This window comes from Burkholderia mayonis (assembly GCF_001523745.2).
GTDB classification, from domain to species: Bacteria; Pseudomonadota; Gammaproteobacteria; order Burkholderiales; family Burkholderiaceae; genus Burkholderia; species Burkholderia mayonis.
This window is the reverse complement of record NZ_CP013386.1, coordinates 2,104,459-2,125,691: the sequence shown is the minus strand read 5'-3', so window position 1 is coordinate 2,125,691 and position 21,233 is coordinate 2,104,459. Positions and strand designations below refer to the sequence as shown.

The 21,233-nt window shown below is 64.5% G+C and carries 15 protein-coding genes, 2 tRNA genes and 3 pseudogenes; 12 read left to right on the top strand and 8 right to left on the bottom strand.

What is annotated here, in order from left to right; all coding sequences use genetic code 11:
* Nucleotides 1-578: 578 nt before the first annotated feature.
* A complete protein-coding gene (locus WS70_RS10495; RefSeq protein WP_059469523.1) occupies nt 579-2,060 on the bottom strand; it encodes an alkaline phosphatase family protein in 1,482 nt (493 codons plus the stop codon).
* Between the two features lie 902 nt (nt 2,061-2,962).
* Between WS70_RS10495 and WS70_RS10490 the strand changes: the two genes are divergently transcribed.
* On the top strand, nt 2,963-4,057 hold the full coding sequence (locus WS70_RS10490) for a type IV toxin-antitoxin system AbiEi family antitoxin (RefSeq protein ID WP_059597765.1): 1,095 nt from the start codon (nt 2,963-2,965) through the stop codon (nt 4,055-4,057).
* Nucleotides 4,038-4,298, top strand: a complete 261-nt coding sequence (locus tag WS70_RS10485; RefSeq protein WP_082722345.1) for a hypothetical protein — start codon at nt 4,038-4,040, stop codon at nt 4,296-4,298. The genes WS70_RS10490 and WS70_RS10485 overlap by 20 nt, the downstream gene beginning before the upstream one ends.
* Nucleotides 4,299-4,878: 580 nt before the next feature.
* On the opposite strand, the gene WS70_RS10480 is transcribed toward WS70_RS10485, so the two are convergent.
* Nucleotides 4,879-4,965 (bottom strand) — tRNA-Leu (locus WS70_RS10480).
* Between the two features lie 211 nt (nt 4,966-5,176).
* Nucleotides 5,177-5,560 carry a group II intron maturase-specific domain-containing protein gene (locus WS70_RS32830; protein WP_418230136.1) on the bottom strand — a complete coding sequence of 128 codons (384 nt, stop codon included), beginning with the start codon at nt 5,558-5,560 and terminating at the stop codon, nt 5,177-5,179.
* Between the two features lie 860 nt (nt 5,561-6,420).
* On the opposite strand from WS70_RS32830, the gene istA reads away from it, so the two are divergent.
* From istA to WS70_RS10460, 3 genes are read left to right on the top strand one after another with little or no spacing between them, the layout of a single operon-like run.
* Nucleotides 6,421-7,920: an IS21 family transposase gene (gene istA, locus WS70_RS10470; RefSeq protein WP_108033957.1), complete on the top strand. Its 1,500-nt coding sequence runs from the start codon at nt 6,421-6,423 to the stop codon at nt 7,918-7,920.
* Nucleotides 7,907-8,680: an IS21-like element helper ATPase IstB gene (gene istB, locus WS70_RS10465; RefSeq protein ID WP_108033932.1), complete on the top strand. Its 774-nt coding sequence runs from the start codon at nt 7,907-7,909 to the stop codon at nt 8,678-8,680. Before istA ends, istB begins: the two co-directional genes overlap by 14 nt.
* On the top strand, nt 8,677-8,892 hold the full coding sequence (locus WS70_RS10460; protein ID WP_059472649.1) for a hypothetical protein: 216 nt from the start codon (nt 8,677-8,679) through the stop codon (nt 8,890-8,892). Before istB ends, WS70_RS10460 begins: the two co-directional genes overlap by 4 nt.
* Before the next feature lie 91 nt (nt 8,893-8,983).
* Here WS70_RS10460 and WS70_RS10455 read toward each other — a convergent pair.
* Nucleotides 8,984-9,592, bottom strand: a pseudogene (locus WS70_RS10455) (reverse transcriptase domain-containing protein); the annotation flags it as partial.
* Nucleotides 9,589-10,254 (bottom strand): annotated as a pseudogene (locus tag WS70_RS10450) (LysR family transcriptional regulator); the annotation flags it as partial. The pseudogenes WS70_RS10450 and WS70_RS10455, both read right to left, overlap by 4 nt.
* Before the next feature lie 214 nt (nt 10,255-10,468).
* On the opposite strand from WS70_RS10450, the pseudogene WS70_RS10440 reads away from it, so the two are divergent.
* Nucleotides 10,469-11,105, top strand: a pseudogene (locus WS70_RS10440) (amidohydrolase family protein); the annotation flags it as partial.
* 406 nt (nt 11,106-11,511) lie between these two features.
* Here WS70_RS10440 and WS70_RS10435 read toward each other — a convergent pair.
* A tRNA-Leu gene (locus tag WS70_RS10435) sits at nt 11,512-11,596 on the bottom strand.
* Nucleotides 11,597-11,822: 226 nt separating this feature from the next.
* On the opposite strand from WS70_RS10435, the gene rnr reads away from it, so the two are divergent.
* The 6 genes from rnr (at nt 11,823) to WS70_RS10400 (ending at nt 19,521) form a co-directional block, all read left to right on the top strand.
* Complete coding sequence (rnr, locus tag WS70_RS10430) at nt 11,823-14,249, top strand: ribonuclease R (RefSeq protein ID WP_059597002.1); 2,427 nt, start codon at nt 11,823-11,825, stop codon at nt 14,247-14,249.
* 134 nt (nt 14,250-14,383) lie between these two features.
* A complete protein-coding gene (gene rlmB / locus WS70_RS10425) occupies nt 14,384-15,127 on the top strand; it encodes a 23S rRNA (guanosine(2251)-2'-O)-methyltransferase RlmB (RefSeq protein ID WP_059471674.1) in 744 nt (247 codons plus the stop codon).
* Between the two features lie 353 nt (nt 15,128-15,480).
* Entirely contained in the window at nt 15,481-16,377 is an 897-nt protein-coding gene (locus WS70_RS10420; protein WP_059471675.1) for an N-acetylmuramoyl-L-alanine amidase, read from the top strand.
* Between the two features lie 319 nt (nt 16,378-16,696).
* Entirely contained in the window at nt 16,697-17,392 is a 696-nt protein-coding gene (gene rpiA, locus WS70_RS10410; RefSeq protein ID WP_059597003.1) for a ribose-5-phosphate isomerase RpiA, read from the top strand.
* Nucleotides 17,393-17,728: 336 nt separating this feature from the next.
* Nucleotides 17,729-18,442 carry a FadR/GntR family transcriptional regulator gene (locus WS70_RS10405; RefSeq protein WP_059596994.1) on the top strand — a complete coding sequence of 238 codons (714 nt, stop codon included), beginning with the start codon at nt 17,729-17,731 and terminating at the stop codon, nt 18,440-18,442.
* A gap of 95 nt (nt 18,443-18,537) precedes the next feature.
* Entirely contained in the window at nt 18,538-19,521 is a 984-nt protein-coding gene (locus tag WS70_RS10400; protein ID WP_059596995.1) for a Gfo/Idh/MocA family protein, read from the top strand.
* 56 nt (nt 19,522-19,577) lie between these two features.
* Here WS70_RS10400 and WS70_RS10395 read toward each other — a convergent pair whose 3' ends face one another.
* Both WS70_RS10395 and WS70_RS10390 read right to left on the bottom strand, forming a co-directional pair.
* On the bottom strand, nt 19,578-20,237 hold the full coding sequence (locus WS70_RS10395; RefSeq protein WP_059596996.1) for an amino acid ABC transporter permease: 660 nt from the start codon (nt 20,235-20,237) through the stop codon (nt 19,578-19,580).
* Between the two features lie 130 nt (nt 20,238-20,367).
* Complete coding sequence (locus tag WS70_RS10390; protein ID WP_059471679.1) at nt 20,368-21,162, bottom strand: cystine ABC transporter substrate-binding protein; 795 nt, start codon at nt 21,160-21,162, stop codon at nt 20,368-20,370.
* Nucleotides 21,163-21,233 lie beyond the last annotated feature (71 nt).

Genomic DNA, 21,233 nt, shown 5'->3' with positions numbered 1-21,233 from the left:
CTCCTCGAGAGGCAGATCGCAGGGCGGCCGATCTGCGATGCGACGCGGGCCTCGTTGGCGCCCTCGCCAGATGATCCGAAACGAATGGAACGAACCGAAATGCGATCGCGTGGGGCGATGCGTCGACAGCGATGCGCGTCGTGACGTCGAGGCTCGCGTTCTCGGCCTTCGCGCGTCGGCCGGCGTTTCGACGCACGTCCGGCGCGCGAGACGTCACGCTTGCCGCCTCGTGCTATGTTCGACGCCCCGACGGTTGCGGCGGATGCATGTCGGCTTCGACGATGTGGCTCGTGGCGGGCAGTGCGTTGTATGCGACGTGCGACGTGCGACGTGCTGCGTGCTGCGTGCTGCGGGCGATGCGACGAGTCCGTCTGGCGATGCTGTTCGGCGCGGCTAAAGAAGGCGAACGTACGGCGGCCGCATGGCATACGCATCGTCGCGGACACACCGAACACCAAGGCGCGCCGCTTCGCACCCACGCGAGGCACTCGGCGACGCGCGCCGCTCAGCCTCGCACGCCGCCGCGCAAGACAGAGCAAGACCGCGCGTGACGCGACGGCACCGCCGCGCCCCCGCACTCAGCGTCGTCGCTTGCGCTGCGGCGGTTGCCGTTGCTGCAGTCGCTGCTGCTGCCGCTGACGGTGCTGGCTCCATGCGGCGCCGCGATCGCGAATGAAGTTCGACAGCTCGGCAGTCGATTCAAGCGGCGCCTCCGCCTCCTCGTAATGGCCTTTCTCGTTGCGCAACGGCAGCGCGGCGATGCGGGCCGCATGGAGCTTGTCGAGCCTCGAAGGCTTCGCTGCATTCGGATGGGGCAGCGTCGACACGGGCGCCGTCACGCCGCTCAGCGGATCGTCGGCGGCGGCGCGCGGGGTCGCGAGCGTGAGCACGTCGCCAAGCGACGGAGCGGCCTGGTCGCGCGCCGTCAGCGGCGCTGTGCCGAAGCGCTCGCTGATCGTCTTCAGCACCGACGCATGATCGATCGTGCCCGCCGCACTCCTGAACACGGTGCCCGCAGCGATAAGGGGCGAGACGAGCACGGCGGGCACGCGCACGCCGAAGCGCGTGAAGTCGAAGCCGAATTCGCCGACGGTGCCGTCGCCGGGCGGCGTCGCGCCCGACGGCGGCGGGACGTGATCGTAGTTGCCGCCGTGCTCGTCGTACGTGACGATGAGGAGCGTGCTGTTCCAGGCCGGACCGTTGCGCAGCGTGTAGTAGACGTCATGAATCAGCTGCTCTCCCGCGGAGACGTCGTAGTTCGGATGCTGGCTGTTGCCGTTCGCATCCCAGCTCGGCTCGAGGAACGTGAACGCGGGCAGCGTGCCGTTCGCCGCGCGCGTCTGGAAGTCGCGGAAGTGGCCGAAGTGGCTGTCGTCGGCGTTCTGCGTGTCGGGGAAGTCGTGGCGCGTGAGCGGATCGCGGTTGTAGCCGAAGATCGCCCAATCGACGCGTTGATCCGACAGCCGCCCGAAGATGCTCGGACACGTGAAGATCTTCACGTGATCGTCGAGATGGCCTTGCGACGTGCCGGCAAGCGCGAACGCGCGGTTCGGCATCGTCATCGTCGGCGCCGACGCGAACCAGCGGTCGCACACCGCGTAGCCTTTCGCGAGTCCCGACAGCACGGGTAGCAGCTCGGGCGTGTACATGCCCATGATCTGCGCGGCCGTCGTGCCGGGCAGCGCGTCTTTCTCATGTCGCGATTGATCGGTTGCGATCGCCGACTTGAAGTTGACGACGAAGCCTTGATTGGTCGGCACGGCGCCCGGGGCGGGATTGTCGTCGGAGAACAACTGATAGTTGGTGTTCTGAAAGCCTTCGCCGGGATCGGCGCCCGGCATTAGATACGGATGCGGATCGGTCGCCCGGATCCGGTAGACGCCGACGGGGCGACCGAGATCGTCGGGATTCGATTCGTTGCCAGTCAGTCCGTCGAACGGCTGGCCGGCGGGCGACCGGTTGCCGTTGTCGGAATAGAGAAAGCCGAGCATCTGATCGAACGAGCGGTTTTCAAGCATCAGATGGACGACGTGTTCGATTCTTTTGAGTTGATTCGCCAAGAGTCGACTCCGGTCGGGATGCATCCGTCTAGCGCTCGGGCGGCCGCGCGTGGCGGAGGCGAAGGGCTTCCCGGCTTGCGCCGGGCCTTGGATTCGTGCGCGAAAAGTGCGTCGGGCACGTGATCGTTATACGAATGCCGGCGTCGGAGTTCAAATGCAATGCACCGGAACGGCGGCGTGGCGCGCTTTCGACGGCGGGGTGGCGGCGCGGCGCGAACGTGCGATTCAGTGCGCGTGCGAGCGAGGCGGATGGACGATTCGAACGCGCAACATTGGGGCGCTCGCGCTGGACGCTTCGCAAGTGCGGCATGCGTTTGACAGGAGGGCGTTTTGTCGGTTGTCCCGAGCGGGGCTGCGTGAGGGCGGGCTCGGGCCGGTTCCCGGATCGCGCGACGAGCGCACGACCGGGTGATGGATCGAAGGTTGCGAAGGCCGTCGCAATGACCGCATATGCGCGGGGTGTGCCGTGCTTCGCGGCGGGCGTCACGCGTGACGCGAACGAGCGGCCCCGCTCGCATAGAAAACAAAAAAACCGTACGCAATGCGTTACGGGGTTCGTTGTGTTGCTCGAAAAATGATGGTCCAGGAGAGGACTCGTGTTTGAATTCTAGTTGATTGATTTGTAACGATATTTTTCTTTGATTGTCATCATCATGTACTCGTCGATGTGTTCATTTACCATTGGCGCGAAAACGTGCCATTTTTTTGCGTAAACGCAGGTCGACGTTACGTGTTGGTCGTTCCAGGCTGCGGTTTGCCAGTGCCCGAACGTGGGGCGGGAAGGTTGGGTTCGTTCAGATCAGGCTCAAGTTCATGAAGTATGAACAAGAAAAATAATTAAACGTCTGGTGTCTGTTGTTCATAATGCCCGCGTGTTCACGTTTTTTGAACAAGCGGAATCTATGAACGACGACGGTCGCCTTCCGGACTTTGATCGCCCGACCGAAGCGCTACTCGGTCAGCTCACTCGCGCGGCAACCCGACACGGACGTGTTCCGCTCAGTGTTATCGATTTTCGTCCGGCTGGGCGAAGCAGCGATGGTTTGGTCGAGGAGGGGACGCTGACGCTCGATGTGAACGGCGCGGTCCAGCAACACATGCTCGCGGCCCGAGGCCGGATAAGATCGCGGGCGGAAGTCGGAGCCCTCGTGGCGAAGAACCGCGCCGCGGCTTTTCCCGTCCTGCTGGCCACTGCCTATTTGACACCCGCGTTAGCGGACGAGTGCGTCGAACGCGACCTGCAGTTCATCGACTTGGCCGGCAATCTGTACGTGCATCCGCCTGGCCAATACATGCTTGTCACCGGCAGGCCGGCGAATCCCGAGATCAGGCGTCTGGCATCGAGATCGGGGAAGCCGGCCAGTTCCGCGAGCGCCTCTGCGCTCAGAATGACTTTTGTGTTGTTATCTGCTCCAGAGTTGCTTAACCGTCCATACCGGGAAATTGCGGCAGCGGCGGGCGTGGCGCTTGGCACCGTTGGCAGCGTACTGGACGACCTGCGTGAACGCGGCTTGCTGGCGGGCACAGCCGACCGGCGCTTGGTCGATCCAGCAGCGCTCATGGATGAGTGGGTGATCAACTATCCGCTTCGCCTGCTGCCGAAGCTCAATGTGCAACGGTTCGCAGTAGGCGATCCATCCTGGTGGCAGCATGCCGAGCTTCCCACAGGGCAGATGTGGTGGGGCGGGGAGGTTGCTGCTGCAAAGCTGACCGGGCAGCTTCGGCCGGCCGCGCAAACGCTCTATGTCGAACCGACGGCAAGACCGGCTGCGACGATGGCACTCGCCAAGCGTCATCGCTTGCGTGCCGATCCCGCCGGCACGCTGGAAATCATCGATGCCTTCTGGCATCTCGACGAGGCACGGATGGAAAAAGTTGTGGCACCACCTTTGCTCGTGTACGCAGATTTGCGGCGTACGAGGGAACCCCGCAATGCGGAGGCTGCGGTGTTGATTCTCAACCAGATGGAGCGGGCGGATGACTCCAGTTCATCTTAAGACGCCGCTGCCGGAAGGAAAGCAGGTTCTGCTGACGGTCATGGATCGCGTGGCCCGGCTGACGAACCTGCGGTACTTCGTCGTCGGTGCGACAGCGCGCGACATCCTGATGTATCACCTCCACGGATTCCCTCGTGCCCGAGGGAGAACCGTTGCATCCATCGGGAGTGTTGGTTACGCCGCCGGCGATCGCTTTCGGCGGACGTCGAGCGACCGTTTTTGGGGCGACTCCGGCGAGTAGATCGCGTTCCGAAGCGGACGTTCGCTGCACGCAGCGATTAACACATTGTGACTGACCGCTTCGGTCGAGTTCAGGCCATCTGTCTATGTTCCTCGAGCGGACGCAGCGGGAGGAGAGTGTCTATTTTCTTGCCGGCCTACAGCATTTCGCAAAGAACACTTCGCAATACCATACGATGAAGTGCGTGGGTCGAATTGTAAAGTATTCGCCGGCCTTAATTGGAGGGGCACTAATGGTCGGAGGCTGCGGTTGCGGCCACATAATGGCGCGTATCGCCGAGATCGCCAGACCACCACGGCAGTTCGTCAGCGATCTCTCGCGAAGCGAGGCGTGTGGGGTGGCATAGTGGCGGAGGTTAGACTTGGCTCCGCACGTGGCGCGCACCTATCGGAAGAGACGCTGGGCGTGCGGTGAGTGCGTTTCGAGGAACTCGAACTTTCATGTACTCAAAAACGTACTCATTCGTTGTCGGCTTATCGTGGGACCGGATCATCCTCCAGGCGTCCCAAAAACATAAAGCCCGCTTTTGCGGGCTTTATGATGAACATCAAATCCAGCAACTGATCTGAACCTATTTTTCTGGTGCCCAGGAGAGGACTCGAACCTCCACGATGTTGCCACCGCTAGGACCTGAACCTAGTGCGTCTACCAATTCCGCCACCTGGGCACTGCTGCATCGAGCAAGACCGCCATTTTAGACATCTTATGAATTCTGTCAACAGAAATTTGGGGTGAGACCAAAAAATTTATGAAGACAGTGTTCGCGAGACGCACGTAGCCTCACACAAAATCGGGATAGGGGCGGCCAGTGGCCTAGCCGATCCCCTCCCACACCACCCGGCATGCGGGTCCGCACCGGGCGGTTCGAGTAGTTGAGGTCAGGTGAGGCGAGGCCTGCCCAGGCGATCAAAGTAGGCAATCGTCAGGACGTGATGCAGCCCGGTCATGCTGTTGTGCCACGAGCGACGGCTGAGGGCCGCCACCGATTGGGCCACGCTTGGCTTGGCCCCAAGCTTGAGCAGCTCCCGGTATATCGTCTTGCCGCGCCGCCAATGCTTCAGATGGAGCGCGCGCATTCGCCGGCGCATCCACTCGTCCAGCTGTTGCCAGCGGCGATAGGTCTGCGCCAATTGGAAGTACGCTTTCCAGCCCAGCATGTAGCTGCGCAGCCGCTCGATCACTTCGCTTATGCTGCGCCCGCCGGATCGGCCGGTGAGCTGCCTGATCCTTTGCTTGAACGTCTCCAACGCCTTGTCTGACACGATGCGTTTGATCTCGCCTTTCCGAGTTTCCCATGGTGTGAACGCCGGTCCAAATCCGACACTAAACGACGGCGTTCTGGAATTGAGCGTTTGAAGTGGCCGTGCTTGGAAGATGATGTTTGCGGGGTAGCGACGCTGCGGATGCCTGACGCTTTGCGCGTCGGAGGGAGCCCGTAGGGCGAGTGCAGACGCGCAAAGCGCGTTGAGGGATGACGGCGCGGATCGGTTGCGGTAGAAAGGCACACCGCCGAAGAAACAACCGGCGCGACACCGGTCAAACCGCCAAGTTCACCCCGGGGTCGCGCCACACTGGACACAGGTGCGGGGCCACGGGGCCAAGCACAGGGACACGTGCAGCCGCAGTATTCCACGGCTGGGCGGACCCTGTCGATATCGACCTGCCATCGGCGTTCCACGGGGACCGCCGATGCTGCCCACGGGCCGCTTCTTCCTGTGCGCCCGCTGCCGGGCGCAGGTGTTCATTTGCCGCCGCTGCGATCGAGGCCAGATCTATTGCGCCGGCGGCTGTGCGCAAGCGGCCCGGCGCGCGAGCTTGCGCGAAGCGGCTCAGCGTTACCAGAGTTCTCGCCGCGGGCGTCTTGCCCATGCGCAGCGCGCCCGTCGTTATCGAGCGCGACACAATAAAGTGACGCATCACGGTTCACCTGCGACGGGGCCCAGTGCTCTACTGCCAGCGGACTCGATGCGCGCCGCTGTCACTCACAGTCGTGTCGCGGCATCGGCGCCGGCGACAACGCATTGCCATCGATGCGGCTGCGCCTGTTCGCCATTCGTGCGCCTTGGCCCGTTGCGCCGTCGAGTTCCTCACTGCATCTACCGATTCCGAGGAGGCTCTAAAGGTGACGATTGACGCTGAACTCGAAGCCCATATCCTGCGGCTCTACCACGTCGAGAAGTGGCGCTGCGGCACGATCGCGCAGCAATTGCACGTGCATCGCGGCACCGTCAAACGGGTGCTCGCACAAGCTGGTCTGCCGCGTCATGGACCGGCGCCGCGGCCTTCGATGATCGAGCCATACCTGCCATTCATTCGCCAAACGCTGGAGAAGTATCCCACGCTCACCGCCAGCCGCCTTTACGGCATGGTGCGCGAGCGCGGCTATCAGGGCCGGCCCACGCACTTCCGACATCTGATCTCTCTGCACCGGCCACGCCCGCCTGCCGAAGCGTACCTGCGGCTGCGCACGTTGCCCGGCGAACAGATGCAATGCGACTGGGGGCACTTCGGTCACTTGCATATCGGCCGTGCGCGCCGGCCCTTGATGGCCTTCGTGATGGTGCTCTCGTACTCGCGCGAGCTGTATCTGCGCTTTTTCCTCGATGCGCGTATGGAGAACTTCCTGCGCGGCCATATCGGCGCCTTCACGCGCTGGGGCGGCCTCGGTAGGGTCGTCCTCTACGATAACCTGAAGAGCGCCGTCCTTGAACGCCAGGGCGACGCCATTCGTTTCCACCCGACGCTGCTCGCCTTCGCCGCACACTATCGGTTCGAACCCAGACCCGTAGCCATCGCGCGTGGTAACGAGAAGGGCCGCGTGGAGCGCGCCATTCGTCACGTCCGCGACGCGTTCTTCGCGGCCAGACAGTTCACCGATCTGGATGACCTGAATGCGCAAGCCGAACACTGGTGCCGCACGCAGGCGGCGGATCGCCCGTGCCCGGAGGATCGCATGATCAGTGTGCGCCAGGCGTTCGCCCAGGAGCAGCCTACGCTGCTTGCGCTACCGGAGAATCCCTATCCCGTCGAGGAAACGCTCGCCGTCAAAGTCGGCAAGACGCCCTATGTACGCTTCGATCTGAACGACTACTCGATCCCGCACACGCACGTGCGGCGCACGCTCACGGTACGGGCCGATCTCGAGCAGGTACGCGTGCTGGACGGTGCCGAGATCCTTGCGCGCCACGCTCGCAGTTACGACCGCGGCGCGCAAATCGAAGAGCCCGTTCACATCGAGACACTGGTCGGCGTCAAACGCGAGGCCCGTCATCATCGCGGCATGGATCGCTTGGCCAAGGCTGCCCCCGCCAGTCAGGATCTGCTGCGCCGCGCGGCTGAACGCAATGCGAATCTGGGCACCATCACGGCGGCGCTGCTGCGGCTGCTCGAACGCTACGGCGCTGCGCAATTGCAGGCCGCGATCGGCGATGCGCTACAAAGCGGCGTGCCGCACCCGAACGCCGTGCGCCTGGCGCTGGAGCGCCGCCGCGAAGCGCTTGAACTGCCACCACCGCTTGCCGTGTGTCTGCCGCCACACGTACGCCAGAAGGACACGCCGGTCCAACCCCACCGGCTCGATACCTACGATCAACTTGCCGGAGGCACGGATGAGCTCGCTTGAATCATTGCGCACACGCGCGCAGGAATTGCGTTTGCACGGGCTGCTGGCCCACTGGCCCGAGGTTGCGCTGCAGCCGTGGGTCGCGCCGCTCGTGCAGTGGGAAGAAGACGAGCGAGCCCGTCGCTCGCTCGAGCGGCGCATCAAGGAATCACATCTGGGCGGCTTCAAAGCCTTGTGCGACTTCGACTGGGGTTGGCCGTCACGGTGTGATCGCGGTGCCATCGAAGAACTGATGACGCTCGGGTTCATGAAGGACGCCGCCAACGTCGTGCTCATCGGCCCCAACGGCGTGGGCAAGTCGACGCTGGCGAAGAACGTCGCGCATCAGGCGCTCGTGCATGGGCACACGGTGCTGTTCACCACCGCCGGCAATATGCTGGGCGAACTGGCTGCGCTCGATAGCGATTCAACGCTGCGCCGGCGCTTGCGTCGCTATGCTGCGCCCGACGTCCTTGTGATCGATGAGGTCGGATATCTCTCCTACTCGAATCGCCACGCCGATCTGCTGTTCGAGTTGATCAGCCGGAGATACCAGAACAACAGCACCATCGTGACATCGAATCGACCGTTTGCAGAATGGTCAGAAGTGTTCCCGAACGCCGCCTGCGTCGTGTCGCTCGTCGATCGCCTTGTGCATCTCGCCGAGGTCATCTCGATCGAAGGCGAATCGTACCGCCTGAAGGAAGCCCGCGAGCGGGCCGACAAGCGCGCCCGGCAGCGTGGCCCGAGCAAATCGGCCAAAGGAGGCGAGTCATCATGACAGCCGTGCCATTGCCCTCAGGCCTCACGCGCGGCTTGAACTTCGTCGTGCCCGACGACTGGACGCCCGAGCAGGCGCTCGCCGTGTTCGAACTGCTCGACGACTTGCGCGAACTCATCTGCGCACGCTATCTGCCCGACATGCAGCGTGTCCTTCGTGGCGATCGTCGGCAACGTGAACTGCCGCTCACCGAGCACGACCCGCCGTTCTGATCGGCGACATTCAAAACAAAGGGGCCCGCGTGGCCCCTTTGTCGTTGACTGTTTCGCTCAACCTTGTGCCGTCGTTTAACGGTGCTTTTACACCGGCGCTAACACATGGGGCGTACCCCAGAAACTTGCGACCCAAGACGCTTGCCACCGCACTCTTCGATTCGTTGATCTTCAGGTGCAGCTTGTCATAACAGCGCTTGAGTCGTGCCATCACCCGCTCGCCAGCCTTCCGGCTGCGCACGTAGACGTTGCAGTCGTCAGCGTAGCGGGCAAAGCGGTGGCCCCGTCGTTCAAGTTCACGATCCACCTCGTCCAGAAGCACATTGGCCAGTAGCGGCGAGAGTGGTCCGCCTTGCGGCGTCCCCTCCACGCGCTCGACCACCACACCGCCATCCATGATGCCCGCGCTCAGGTAGGCTCGAACCAGCCGGATGTCCCCGGCGTCGTTCACGCGTTTCCTGAGACGGTCAATCAGAATGTCGTGGTTGACCCGATCAAAGAACTTCGACAGGTCGACGTCGACCACGATGCGGTAGCCTTCCTGCACGTATTGCTGTGCTGCAAGCACAGCATCCCGTGCGCGGCGGCCGGGACGGAACCCGTGGCTGTGCCCACTAAAGGTAGGATCGATCAGCGGCTGCAGCACCTGCAACAGTGCCTGCTGAATCAGACGGTCGGTCACGGTGGGTATCCCCAGGTCAGATTGGATGGCGTCGACAGTCCCGCTCGAGCAAGTTCTTCCTCGAATATCACGCGCGCCGGGCTCGTAACCGGCTGGACCACCCACGGCCACGCGACGAGTTCGTCGAGCGACACCCGTTTGCGTGTCGCGAGCGGATGGCGCTCGCGCACCACGAGCGTAAGCGTTTCGCGCGCGAGCGGTTCGAACCGGAAATCGTTGTGCTGCAGCGACGTGGTAAGCCGCCCGAGCGCGAGGTCCACCTCGCGGCGGTACAACAGTTGGACGATCTGGTCGCTCGTCTCGCCGAGGATGCGCATGTTGAGGAGGGGCCGCTCGGTCTTGAGCGCGGCGACCGCCAGCGCGAGCACGTCGGGCGCTGCGCCCATGATCGCGCCGACAGTCAATTGGCCATGACCGCCGCGGCGTTTCACCTCGAGATCCTCGGCGAAGCGGGTCAGGTCTGACAATGCCCGGCGCGCGTACGCGAGCACCGTGCCGCCGAGCGTGGTCGGTTCCATGCCGCGCGCATTTCGCTCGAACAGCTTGAAACCGAATGCATTCTCGATGTCGCCCAGCATGCGGCTCGCGCTCGGCTGTGCGACGTTGATTTCGTCGGCCGCCTGATGCAGGTTGCGGGCATCGTCGAGTGCGACGAGGAGCGTCAGGTGTTTGAATTTCAGCCGGTTGACGAGTGCAAGTGAGGCAGCCTAATGTCGTTGTCAAGCCATAGCAGGTTGTCCGGGTGTGAGCGGCGATCGGGAACGGAGCATAGCCCAAAGGACGGTTTACGCGTCGTCTGGCCAGGGCGATGACGGCTTGGTGATGCCACTTGCCTTCTTTGCGCTTGCGTGCGTAGAAGGCCATGCTGTCCGGAGTGCGCAGGGAGGCGCGGCGGGCTGGCCGAACGGGATCGTCGCCGCCGCGGACCTGAGCGCGCCCGATGCCGAGGCCACGCTTGCCGTGCATGCGTCGTTCGCGAATGTGCGCGGGATCCGGCAAATCCTTAACGTGCACGACGATCCGTTGTACGGATATGTCCAGCGCCATTACTTGCGCGATCCGGCGTGGGTCGAAAACTTCGCGCGGCTCGCACGCCATGGACTGTCGTTCGATTTGCAGCTCTATCCGTCGCAGATGCCCGAAGCGGCCGAGATCGCGCGCGCATCCGGACGTCCAGATCGTGCTCAACCATGCGGGCATGTTCGTCGGCCGCCACAGCCCGGCAGGCTATCGCGCCTGGCGGAACGGCCTTCGGGAACTGGCAGCCTGCCCGAACGTCGCCGTGAAGATCAGCGGGCTCGCGATGTTCGACCATTGCCGGACGGTGGAAAGCCTGCGGCCTTATGTGCTCGAGACGATCGATGCATTCGGCGTCGAGCGTGCGATGTTCGCATCGAATTTTCCGGTCGACCGGCTGTTCGCGACTTACGACGCATTGTGGCGCGCCTATGCCGCGATTGTCGCGGGGATGAGCGACGCCGAGCAACGCCTGCTGTTCGGTGGCAACGCGGAGCGCATCTATCGGATTTAAGTTCCGCCGGACGTCCGGTGACTGAAGAACGAATATATCAATGGAGACAAACGTGCAGAGATTTCTCGGCAGTCAATCCGTCCCGCGGCTGGAACTCATTGGCGCGAGCAAGTCGTTCGGGGCCGTGCGCGCGCTGATCGACGGCAATCTGGACACCCCCAGCACAGATCCCGGCGTGCACGATTCGCGCACCGGGGCTCGTGCTTGGGGTATTCGTACTTTTCGCGCAATTTCTGGCGGCTTGGTCGGAAAAATCCCAGCCGATCAGGGCATTCCTCTGCTTTCGTGTATACGTAAAAAGCGTGGATGTCGGAGGAACGCAGTGGGAAGGGGAAACAAAAAAACCCGTAAGACGTTGACCTTACGGGGTTTCTCGGATTGCTATGGTTCTTGCTGGAAGAACCGTTGGTGCCCAAGAGAGGACTCGAACCTCCACGGAGTTACCCGCTAGTACCTGAAACTAGTGCGTCTACCAATTCCGCCACCTGGGCAGGTGCGTGTGCTGCAAAGATCGCCATTATAGACGGCCGATCGCGTCTGTCAATACTTTTTCATCGTCCGCGCGGGCCGCGGCGAGCGCGGCGCAACACGCGGCGCGCGGTCCGTTTGCCGCAGCGGCGGGTGTTAGAATGGGGCGGCATGAGCGGCGCGCCCGTTCGGCTCCGCTTGCCGCGGTCGCGCAAGCCAAACGCAACGAGAAAAATCATCGACAAGCCCTTGAGCAAGTATCCGTATCCCATTCCGAGCCGCGAAGAGATTCTCGGCGTGCTGCGCACGAGCGACGCGCCGCTTGCGGCGAACGACATCGCCGAAGCGCTGTCGATCAAGCGTCAGGAGCGCGAAGGATTTTTTCGGCGCGTCGCCGCGATGGAGCGCGACGGCCAGATCCGGCTCGACAAGCGCGGCCATTATCAGCTGACGCATCCGTCCAACTTCGTCGCGGGCCGCGTGCAGGGCCATCGCGACGGCTACGGCTTCGTGATCCGCGACGACGGCCAGGACGACCTGTTCCTGCCGAACGCCGAGATGCAGAAGGTGATGCACAACGACCGCGTGCTCGCGCGGATCGTCGGCTACGACCGGCGCGGCCGGCCGGAAGGGCATGTCGTCGAGGTGACCGAGCGCGCGAACAAGCGCGTGATCGGGCGTCTCCTCAACGAGAACGGCGCGCTCATCGTCGCGCCCGAGGACAAGCGGATCGGCCACGACATCCTCGTCGCGCAGAACGCGAAGAAGGCGAAGGTCGGGCAGGTCGTCGTCGTTGAGCTCACCGATTTTCCTAGCCGTCATTCGCAGCCGCTCGGCCGCGTCGTCGAGGTGCTCGGCGACATCGACGATCCCGGCATGGAGATCGAGATCGCGGTGCGCAAGTACGGCGTGCCGCACGAGTTCGGCCCGGACGCGCTCGGCGAGGCCGCGGCGCTGCCGGACAAGGTGCGGCCCGTGGATCTGCGCTATCGCGTCGATCTGCGCGACGTGCCGCTCGTCACGATCGACGGCGAGGACGCGCGCGACTTCGACGACGCCGTATATTGCGAGCCGATCCCGGTCGGCCGCGGCGAGGGCTTTCGCCTCATCGTCGCGATCGCGGACGTGTCGCACTACGTGCAGCCGGGCAGCCCCCTCGACGCCGACGCGGTCGAGCGCAGCACGTCCGTCTACTTCCCGCGCCGCGTGATTCCGATGCTGCCCGAGAAGCTGTCGAACGGGCTCTGCTCGCTGAATCCGCAGGTTGACCGCTGCGTGCTCGCGTGCGACATCGTCATCACCGCGCGCGGCGACATCAAGGCGTATCAGTTCTATCCGGCCGTGATCCACTCGGCCGCGCGCCTCACGTATACCGAAGTGGCCGCAGTGCTCGCGAACACGAAGGGGCCGGAGGCCGCGCGCCGCGCCGACCTGATGCCGCACCTGCAGAATCTGTACGGCGTTTACAAGGCGCTCTTCGTCGCGCGGCAAAAACGCGGCGCGATCGATTTCGACACGACCGAAACGTACATCGTCTGCAACGCGCAGGGCAAGATCGAGCAGATCCTGCCGCGCCAGCGCAACGACGCGCATCGTCTGATCGAGGAATGCATGCTCGCCGCGAACGTCTGCGCGGCGGATTTCCTCAAGCGCAACAAGCACCCGGGTCTCTACCGCGTGCACGCGGGGCCGACGCAGGAAAAGCTCGAGAACCTGCGCGCGTTCCTGCGCGACATGGGGCTCACGCTGGGTGGCGGCGACACGCCGCACGCGAGCGACTACGCGGCGCTGATGGCGCACATCCGCGACCGGCCCGACGCGCAGATGCTGCAGCCGATGCTGCTGCGCTCGATGCAGCAGGCGGTCTACAGCCCGGACAACATCGGCCACTTCGGCCTCGCGTACGATGCGTACGCGCACTTCACGAGCCCGATCCGCCGCTATCCCGACCTGCTCACGCACCGCGCGATCTACGCGATCCTGTCCGGCAAGAAGTACACGCCGAAGTCGCCGGAAGGCATCGAGCTGAACACCGCGCTGTCGCCGCGCGCCCGCGCGATGCAGCGCGAGGACGACGAAGTGCGCGGCCGCGCGCGTTCGAACACGGCGATCTGGGAAGAGCTGGGGCTCCACTGCTCGGCGAACGAGCGGCGCGCAGACGAGGCGTCGCGCGACGTCGAAGCGTGGCTCAAGTGCTATTTCATGCGCGACAAGCTCGGCGAGGAGTATGGCGGGATGGTGAACGGCGTGACGTCGTTCGGCATCTTCGTGCAACTCGACGCACTCTTCATCGAGGGCCTCGTGCACGTGACGGAGCTGGGCGCCGACTACTTCCAGTACGACGAAGTCAAGAACGAGTTGCGCGGCGAGCGCACGGGCATCCGATATCGGCTGTCCGATCGCGTGCGCGTGCAGGTGAGCCGCGTGGACCTCGACGCGCGCAAGATCGATTTCCGGCTCGTGCGCGAGGCGCCCGTCAAGGCGCCGCGTCCGGCGGCCGCGGTGGAGCCGGGCGGTCCGCGCGTACGCTCGCTGCCGCCCGCTGATGCGCCGGCGCGCCGCAAGAAGACCGTGAGCGCGCCGAGCGCAGCGGTGAAGGAAGCGCGCGCGGCGCGCAAGAAGGGCGCCGCGTCGAAGCCGGCCGCGAAAAAGGCGCGTTCGCGCAAGAAGTACTGATCGAGCGCGTCGCCGTCGAGCGGCGACGCCGATTGACCGGGACGCCGCGCACCCGGACGGGCGCGCGGCGCTTCCATTTTCAATGCGGCCGAGCGATGCGCGGCCGCGCGTTTTGATCGAAGGTTGTTCCAGCCATGTCACGTCTGAAGGTTCTCTACGGTTTTCATGCAGTGACCGCACGCATGCGGCACGATGCGTCGACGGTCGCGGAGGTGTTCTATGATCAGACGCGCCGCGACCGCCGGATGCAGGATTTCCTGCATGCCGCGAAAGAGGCGGGCGTGCGTCTCATCGCCGCCGACGAGACGCGGCTCTGGGGGCTCGCGCATACCGAGCGTCACCAGGGCGTCGTCGCGCGCGTCGAGGATCTGCCGCTTGCGCAAAACCTTGCCGAGCTGCTGGACGGTATCGCCGGGCCGGCGCTGCTGCTCGTGCTCGATGGCGTGACCGATCCGCACAATCTGGGCGCATGCCTGCGCGTCGCCGACGCGGCGGGCGCGCACGCGATCGTCGCGCCGCGCGACCGTGCGGCCGGGCTCAACGCCACCGCCGCAAAGGTCGCGAGCGGCGCGGCCGATACGGTGCCGTACATCACGGTGACGAATCTCGCGCGGGCGCTGCGCGAGCTGAAGGACGCGGGCGTATGGGTGATCGGCACGTCGGACGATGCGACGGCGAGCCTCTACGACACGAAGCTCGACGGTCCGGTTGCGCTCGTGATGGGCGCGGAAGGCGAGGGAATGCGGCGCTTGACGCGCGACACGTGCGACGAAGTGATGTTCATTCCGATGGCGGGGAGCGTCGAGAGCCTGAACGTGTCGGTCGCGAGCGGCGTGTGCCTGTACGAGGCGGTCCGGCAGCGGGGCGCGAAGCAGTAAGTGCGCCGCGTGCGCGTTTGCCGCCGGGTTCGAGCGGCGGGCGAGCGCAGCTTCGTCCACGATGCTCGATGGCGCGCGGGCGGCGGCTTGTGTCGCGGATGTGCTCGCATGCGTCGCAGCCGAGGGGAATCGAAGCGAATCGAATCGCGACGCGGTGGTTTTCATCGGCAAGAGGCGCCAATGCGCCTCTTTCTGGATTGCGACACGTGGCGGCCGCTCGGCCACATCGTTTGCCGTTTTCGCAAAACAGACACAAAACGCGCAAGAATGCGATCGACTAAGCGTCTAGAATGGGGCGCTCATGTCGGGGCAGTCTCGTCCCGGCGACCGCAGATTTACCGAGCGCCGTTATCATGAAATTCCCTTTCCGTTACGCGTTTCTCGCGAGCCTCAGCCTGCTCGCCGCCTGTACGACACCCACGCTCGTCAATCACGGCGACTATTATGCCGACACGAGCCACCCCGCGCGCAGCGTCGATTCGCGCATCCGTTTCCTCGTCATGCATTACACCGAGATCGGCGAGGCGCAATCGCTGCGCGTGCTGACGCAGGAAAACGTCAGCGCCCATTACGTCGTGCCCGATCAGCCGAGCCTCGAGCGAGGCGTTCCCGTCGTCTATCAGCTCGTCCCGGAAAGCGAGCGCGCGTGGCACGCGGGCGTGAGCTCGTGGCAGGGCACGACCGAATTGAACGGCGTGTCGATCGGCATCGAGAACGTGAATCGCGGCCCGATCGATACGCCGCAGGGCCGCATGTGGGCGCCGTATCCGCCCGCGCAGGTCGACGCGATCGTTCGGCTTGCGAAGGACATTGTCGCCCGCTACCAGATTCCGCCGACGCGCGTCGTCGGTCACAGCGACATCGCGCCGCAGCGCAAGACCGATCCCGGCCCGCTGTTCCCGTGGCGCGCGCTCGCGAAGGCGGGCGTCGGCGCGTGGCCCGACGACGCGACGGTGGCCGCGCGTCTCGCGGGGAGGCCGCCGAAGTCGCTCGTCGACGTGTGCGAACTGCAACTCAAGCTCGCGCGCTACGGCTACGACGTCGCGACGGACGGCGTGCTCGACGATCGCACACGGCGCGTGATCGCCGCGTTCCAGATGCATTTCCGGCCGACCGATTACGCCGGCAATCCGGATGCGGAAACCGACGCGATCGCGCAAGCGCTGCTCGATAAGTACATGCCCTCGCAGCCGGCGCCCGAGCGCGACGCGGCGGCGGCCGACGTGGCAAGCGCGGTTGCGGCGCCGTGAACGTGTTTGGCGCTCGGGCGACGATGCGGCCGAGTCGCTAAGCGATTAATCGACTATGCGGCTAATCGACTGCGGGACTGAACGGCGAAGCGACTGAACGGCCGAGCGACCGAGCCGCCAAGCGGCGAGCGGCGAGCGGCGAGCGGCGAGCGGCCGGAAGACCAAGCGATCAAGCGACGAAGCGATTACTGATCCAAACGGCCAAGCGTCGCCGCCGCGACACGTGGCCTCGCTGTCGCCGTCGGATCGAAAAAAAACGTCGAGCGGAGCGTCTCCGGTAAACTTGCGTTTTTCGCACTTCGATTGCTCGACGCTTCTCATGACACAAGACGAACTCAAACGCCTCGTCGGCGAGGCCGCTGCCCAATACGTGATCGACAACGTGCCGGAAGGCGCGGTGATCGGCGTCGGCACGGGCTCGACCGCCAACTGCTTCATCGACGCGCTCGCGGCCGTCAAGGACCGCTATCGCGGCGCGGTGTCGAGCTCGATAGCGACGACCGAGCGGCTGAAGTCGCATGGCATCAAGGTCTTCGACCTGAATGAGATCGAGTCGCTCCAGGTGTATATCGACGGCGCCGACGAGATCGACGGCGGCGGCGCGATGGTCAAGGGCGGCGGCGGCGCGCTGACGCGCGAGAAGATCGTCGCTTCGGTCGCCGAAACGTTTGTCTGCATCGCCGACGCGAGCAAGCGCGTCGCGGTGCTCGGCCAGTTCCCGCTGCCTGTCGAGGTCGTGCCGATGGCGCGCACCGCGATCGGCCGCCGGCTCGCCGTGCTCGGCGGCGTGCCCGTGCTGCGCGTGAAGCAGGACGGCGCGCCGTACGTCACGGACAACGGCAACGAGATCCTCGACGTGAAGGGCCTGCGCATCGAAGACCCGCGCGCGCTCGAAGCGACGATCAACGGCTGGCCCGGCGTCGTGACGGTCGGTCTGTTCGCCGAGCGCGGCGCGGATCTGTGCCTGCTCGGCACCGAACACGGCGTCGAGACGCTGCGCTACGTCAAGCGTTAATCAATCATTCAAGAATGAATTCGATGCGCGAAAGCAATTAAGTCGGTTAAATCCAATCATAAGAATTTTGATTGCCGACGCTTTCGGCACCCCTTCAATCCGAGGTCCAGCGAGCTTGCAACAAGCTTGCTGGACCTATTTTTTTGGGGTCGTTTTTTTCTGGATATAGTAAGAGGGATTACCCTGTCAGGTGTTTTCCAGATAGCGGAATTGCGACGAACTCAGCAACGTATCGTTCATAAGAACAAAGCTGAAAGTCACGTCATTTCGATACAGAGGGCCGGCGAGACTGCGAGGGCATTGTGCCAACACAGGTGATGTTCGGGGAGAGGTCTCATGGAGCAGGGAAAGGACCGGTCACTGGTCAGTAAAGTGATGGATGGGCTTGTCACGGGAATCGTCGAGGACAAGTATGGCGGCATCTTGCCGCCGCAGGATGTGCTGTCGAAAGAGTTCGACGTCAGCCGCACCGTGATGCGTGAAGCGCTCTCGATGTTGCTGGCGCGCGACATGCTGGACGTGCGTCCGAAGGTCGGCACGCGCGTGCGGCCGATGAACCACTGGAGGATGATCGACGAAGACGTCGTGAACTGGCGTTTCCGGGCCAAACCGGATCGGCAGTTCATGCGCGACGTGATCGAGTTTCGGACACTGATCGAGCCGCGCGCGACCGCGCAGGCGGCAAGCCGCGCGACCGCGGCCGAGATCGAGGGCATACGGGAGGCATTCGAGCTGTTCAAATTGGCCGAGCCGGGGACACCGGCATATGACGAGGCGGATGAGCTGCTGCATACGCGGATCGTGCATGCGAGCGGCAATCAGTTCTTCCAACAAATGGCGGCGATCATTCGCGGCGCGCTGCGCGTCGTGAATCCACGGATGAGCAGGCGCGACGACATCCGCGCGCTCGCGCTCAAGTCGCACGGGCGGGTGGTCGAGGCGATCGAACGGCGCGATGCGCGCGAGGCGGAAGCGGCCGCGCTCGAGCTGATCGACTACACGGCAGAGGAGATGCGCGACTTCGCAGTCGAGGTGCCCGAGCGCAATTGAACGCCGTGCCGTGTCGCATGCCGGCCGTTTATCATGACGGCCGGCGGGGCTGCGGGCCCGACGCCGGACTTTCTCAGCGACACGGAATTGACTCGATGACCGAATATCAACCGACGCCGATTCGCTTCGGCATCGTCGGCGCGGGCAGCATCGCACGCCGGTTCGCACAGAGCGTCGCGCACGTGCGCGACGCCGCGCTCGCGCACGTGTGGGCGCGCCGCGCCGATGCGGCGGCCGCGTTTTGCGGCGCGCATGGCGGCGTGCCGTGCGCAAGCTTCGACGCGTTGCTCGCATCCGACATCGATGCGGTCTACATCGCGACGCTGAACGACAGCCACGCGCGCTATGCAAGCGCGGCGCTTGCGGCCGGCAAGGCGGTGCTCTGCGAAAAGCCCGCGACCGTCAACACGCGCGAGTTCGATGAGGTGCTGGCCGTCGCGCGCGCGAAGAAGCGCCTGTTCATGGAGGCGATGAAGCCGCCGTTCTATCCGCTGTACCGGAAGCTGCGCACGCATCTCGAGCGCGATCCGATCGGCGACGTCGCGCTCGTGCGCGCGGGCTGCGCATCGTCGACGGTGCCGGCCGAGCATCCCGTCTACCGCTTCGAGCGGGCGGGCGGCGCGCTGCTCGACATCGGCATCTACGAGATGTTTCTTGCGGTCGACTGGCTTGGCGCGCCGCTCGACGTGCAGACGCTCGGCCGCGTCGGCGCGACAGGCGTCGATGTGTTCGCGAGCGTCAACGCGCGGCACGAGCGCGGCGTGTCGCAGCTATTCTGCGGGCTCGACGTGATGGGACGCGGCGACGCGCTCCTCGCGGCGGCGGGCGGCTACGTGACGATTCACGAGAACTGGTGGAATCCGGCGCGCGCGACGATCCGCTACGCGGACGGCCGTGTCGTCGAGCTCGACGAGCCGTTCGAGGGCGGCGGCCTCAACTACGAGACCGCGCACTTCTGCGAGCTGCTGCGCGCGGGAGCGCTCGAGAGCCCGGTGATGACGCACGATCATTCGCGGCGGATGATCACGATGACCGACGCGGCGCGCGCGGCGCTCGGCGTACGCTATCCGATGGATTGATTGATGACGCGGGCGCGTTGGCTCGCGCGACGCGCGCGTCGGCGCAACAATTCCGATCAATGTCGGCTCGGCAACGCGAGCCGCCGCTCATACCAGCGCTGCACCCATTCGAGGATCTGGCACAGCACCCAGTAGACGGCCGCAGCGGCGAGATAGAGCGGCAGCGGCTGATAGGTCGACGCGATGATTTCCTGCGCGCTGCGCAGTAGCTCGGTGACGGTGATCACCGACACGAGCGACGTGTCCTTGATCAGGCTGATGAGACTGTTCGACAGGCTTGGCACCGCGATGCGCAGCGCCTGCGGGCCGATCACGTAGCGCAGCGTCTGCCGCCACGACAGCCCGAGGCTGTACGCCGCGAGCCACTGTCCTTTGTCGATCCCGTTGATCGCGCCGCGCATGCTTTCGGACATGTAAGCGGCGACGTTCGCGGACAGCGCGATCACGCCGGCGGGCGTCGGTTCGAGCGAGATGCCGAGGCTCGGCAGTCCGTAATAGATGACGAAGATCTGAACGAGGAGCGGCGTGCCGCGCATCACGCTCACGTAAGCGCGCGCGAGGCCGGCGAGGATCGCGCTGCGGCCGATGCCCATCAGCGCGAGCACGACGGCGCCGACGAGGCCGAGCACCATCGACAGCACGGCGAACTTGACGGTCAGGAGCGCGCCCTGGAGCAGCACGGGGAGCGACTGGACGAGGAGAGAAGTGATCGACATGTGAAGCGAGGACGAAGCTTGCGCGAAAGCGCAATCATAAACCGGGCGCGCAATGCAAAGGGCGGCACCGTTGCGGATGCCGCCCTCGTTCGCCGCCGGATGGGCGCGGCAAGACTACGCGACTACGCGCTCACTTGACGGGCTTCGTCACGTCGATGCCGAACCACTTGTCCGAGATCTTCTTGAACGTGCCGTCGGCTTCGAGCTGCGTTATCGCGTCGGCGATCGCTTTCGCGAACTTCGGATTGCCCTTCTTGAACGGGATGCCCGACGGGTTCGCCGAACCGACGTTCGCGCCCGGGCGCAGCGGAAGCTGCGAGGTCTTCGTCAGATACGCGAGCATCAGACGGTCGTTGAGCGCCGCATCCAGCCGGCCGGCCGCGAGGTCGCGCAGGTATTCGGGCGCGCCCGGATACGTCTTCACGTCGATGCCCGGCACCGACTTCGCCATGTCCATGTAGTTCGTGCCGAGCGCGACGCCGAGCTTCTTGCCCTTCAGGTCCTCGAGCGACTTGAACTGGCGCGCGTCGTCCTTGCGCTGGATCAGTTGCGCGGACGAGAACGTGTATGCCGGCGAGAAGTCGAGCGTTTCGCGGCGCTTGTCGGTGATGCCGACCTGGTTGACGATCACGTCGAACTTGCCTGCCTGCAGGCCGGCGATGATGCCGCTCCATTCAGTCGTGACGAATTCGGGCTTCACGCCGAGCTTCGCCGCGATCGCTTTCGCGATGTCGACGTCGAAGCCGACGAGCTCGCCTTGCGGGTTCTTCGAGTTGAACGGCGGGAACGTGCCTTCGAGGCCGATCCGCAGCGTGCCGCGTTGCTTGACTTCGTCGAGCAGGTCCGCGGCGTGCGCGGTGGCGGCGACGAACGACGCGCCGATCAGGCCGGCGACCAGAAGCTTCTTCAGCGACGCAATTTTCATCGTGTTGTTTCCTTGCCTGGGATGAGACCTTGATATCGATCGCGCAATGATAGCGATATAACAATCGATAT

Bases quoted from the DNA above. Each gene is read 5' to 3' on its own strand.
- WS70_RS10490 (WP_059597765.1), top strand. From the start codon at position 2,963: ATGAACGACGACGGTCGCCTTCCGGACTTTGATCGCCCGACCGAAGCG.
- WS70_RS10485 (WP_082722345.1), top strand. From the start codon at position 4,038: ATGACTCCAGTTCATCTTAAGACGCCGCTGCCGGAAGGAAAGCAGGTT.
- istB (WP_108033932.1), top strand. From the start codon at position 7,907: ATGAGCTCGCTTGAATCATTGCGCACACGCGCGCAGGAATTGCGTTTG.
- WS70_RS10460 (WP_059472649.1), top strand. From the start codon at position 8,677: ATGACAGCCGTGCCATTGCCCTCAGGCCTCACGCGCGGCTTGAACTTC.
- rlmB (WP_059471674.1), top strand. From the start codon at position 14,384: ATGTCACGTCTGAAGGTTCTCTACGGTTTTCATGCAGTGACCGCACGC.
- WS70_RS10420 (WP_059471675.1), top strand. From the start codon at position 15,481: ATGAAATTCCCTTTCCGTTACGCGTTTCTCGCGAGCCTCAGCCTGCTC.
- rpiA (WP_059597003.1), top strand. From the start codon at position 16,697: ATGACACAAGACGAACTCAAACGCCTCGTCGGCGAGGCCGCTGCCCAA.
- WS70_RS10405 (WP_059596994.1), top strand. From the start codon at position 17,729: ATGGAGCAGGGAAAGGACCGGTCACTGGTCAGTAAAGTGATGGATGGG.
- WS70_RS10400 (WP_059596995.1), top strand. From the start codon at position 18,538: ATGACCGAATATCAACCGACGCCGATTCGCTTCGGCATCGTCGGCGCG.
- WS70_RS10395 (WP_059596996.1), bottom strand. From the start codon at position 20,237: ATGTCGATCACTTCTCTCCTCGTCCAGTCGCTCCCCGTGCTGCTCCAG.
- WS70_RS10390 (WP_059471679.1), bottom strand. From the start codon at position 21,162: ATGAAAATTGCGTCGCTGAAGAAGCTTCTGGTCGCCGGCCTGATCGGC.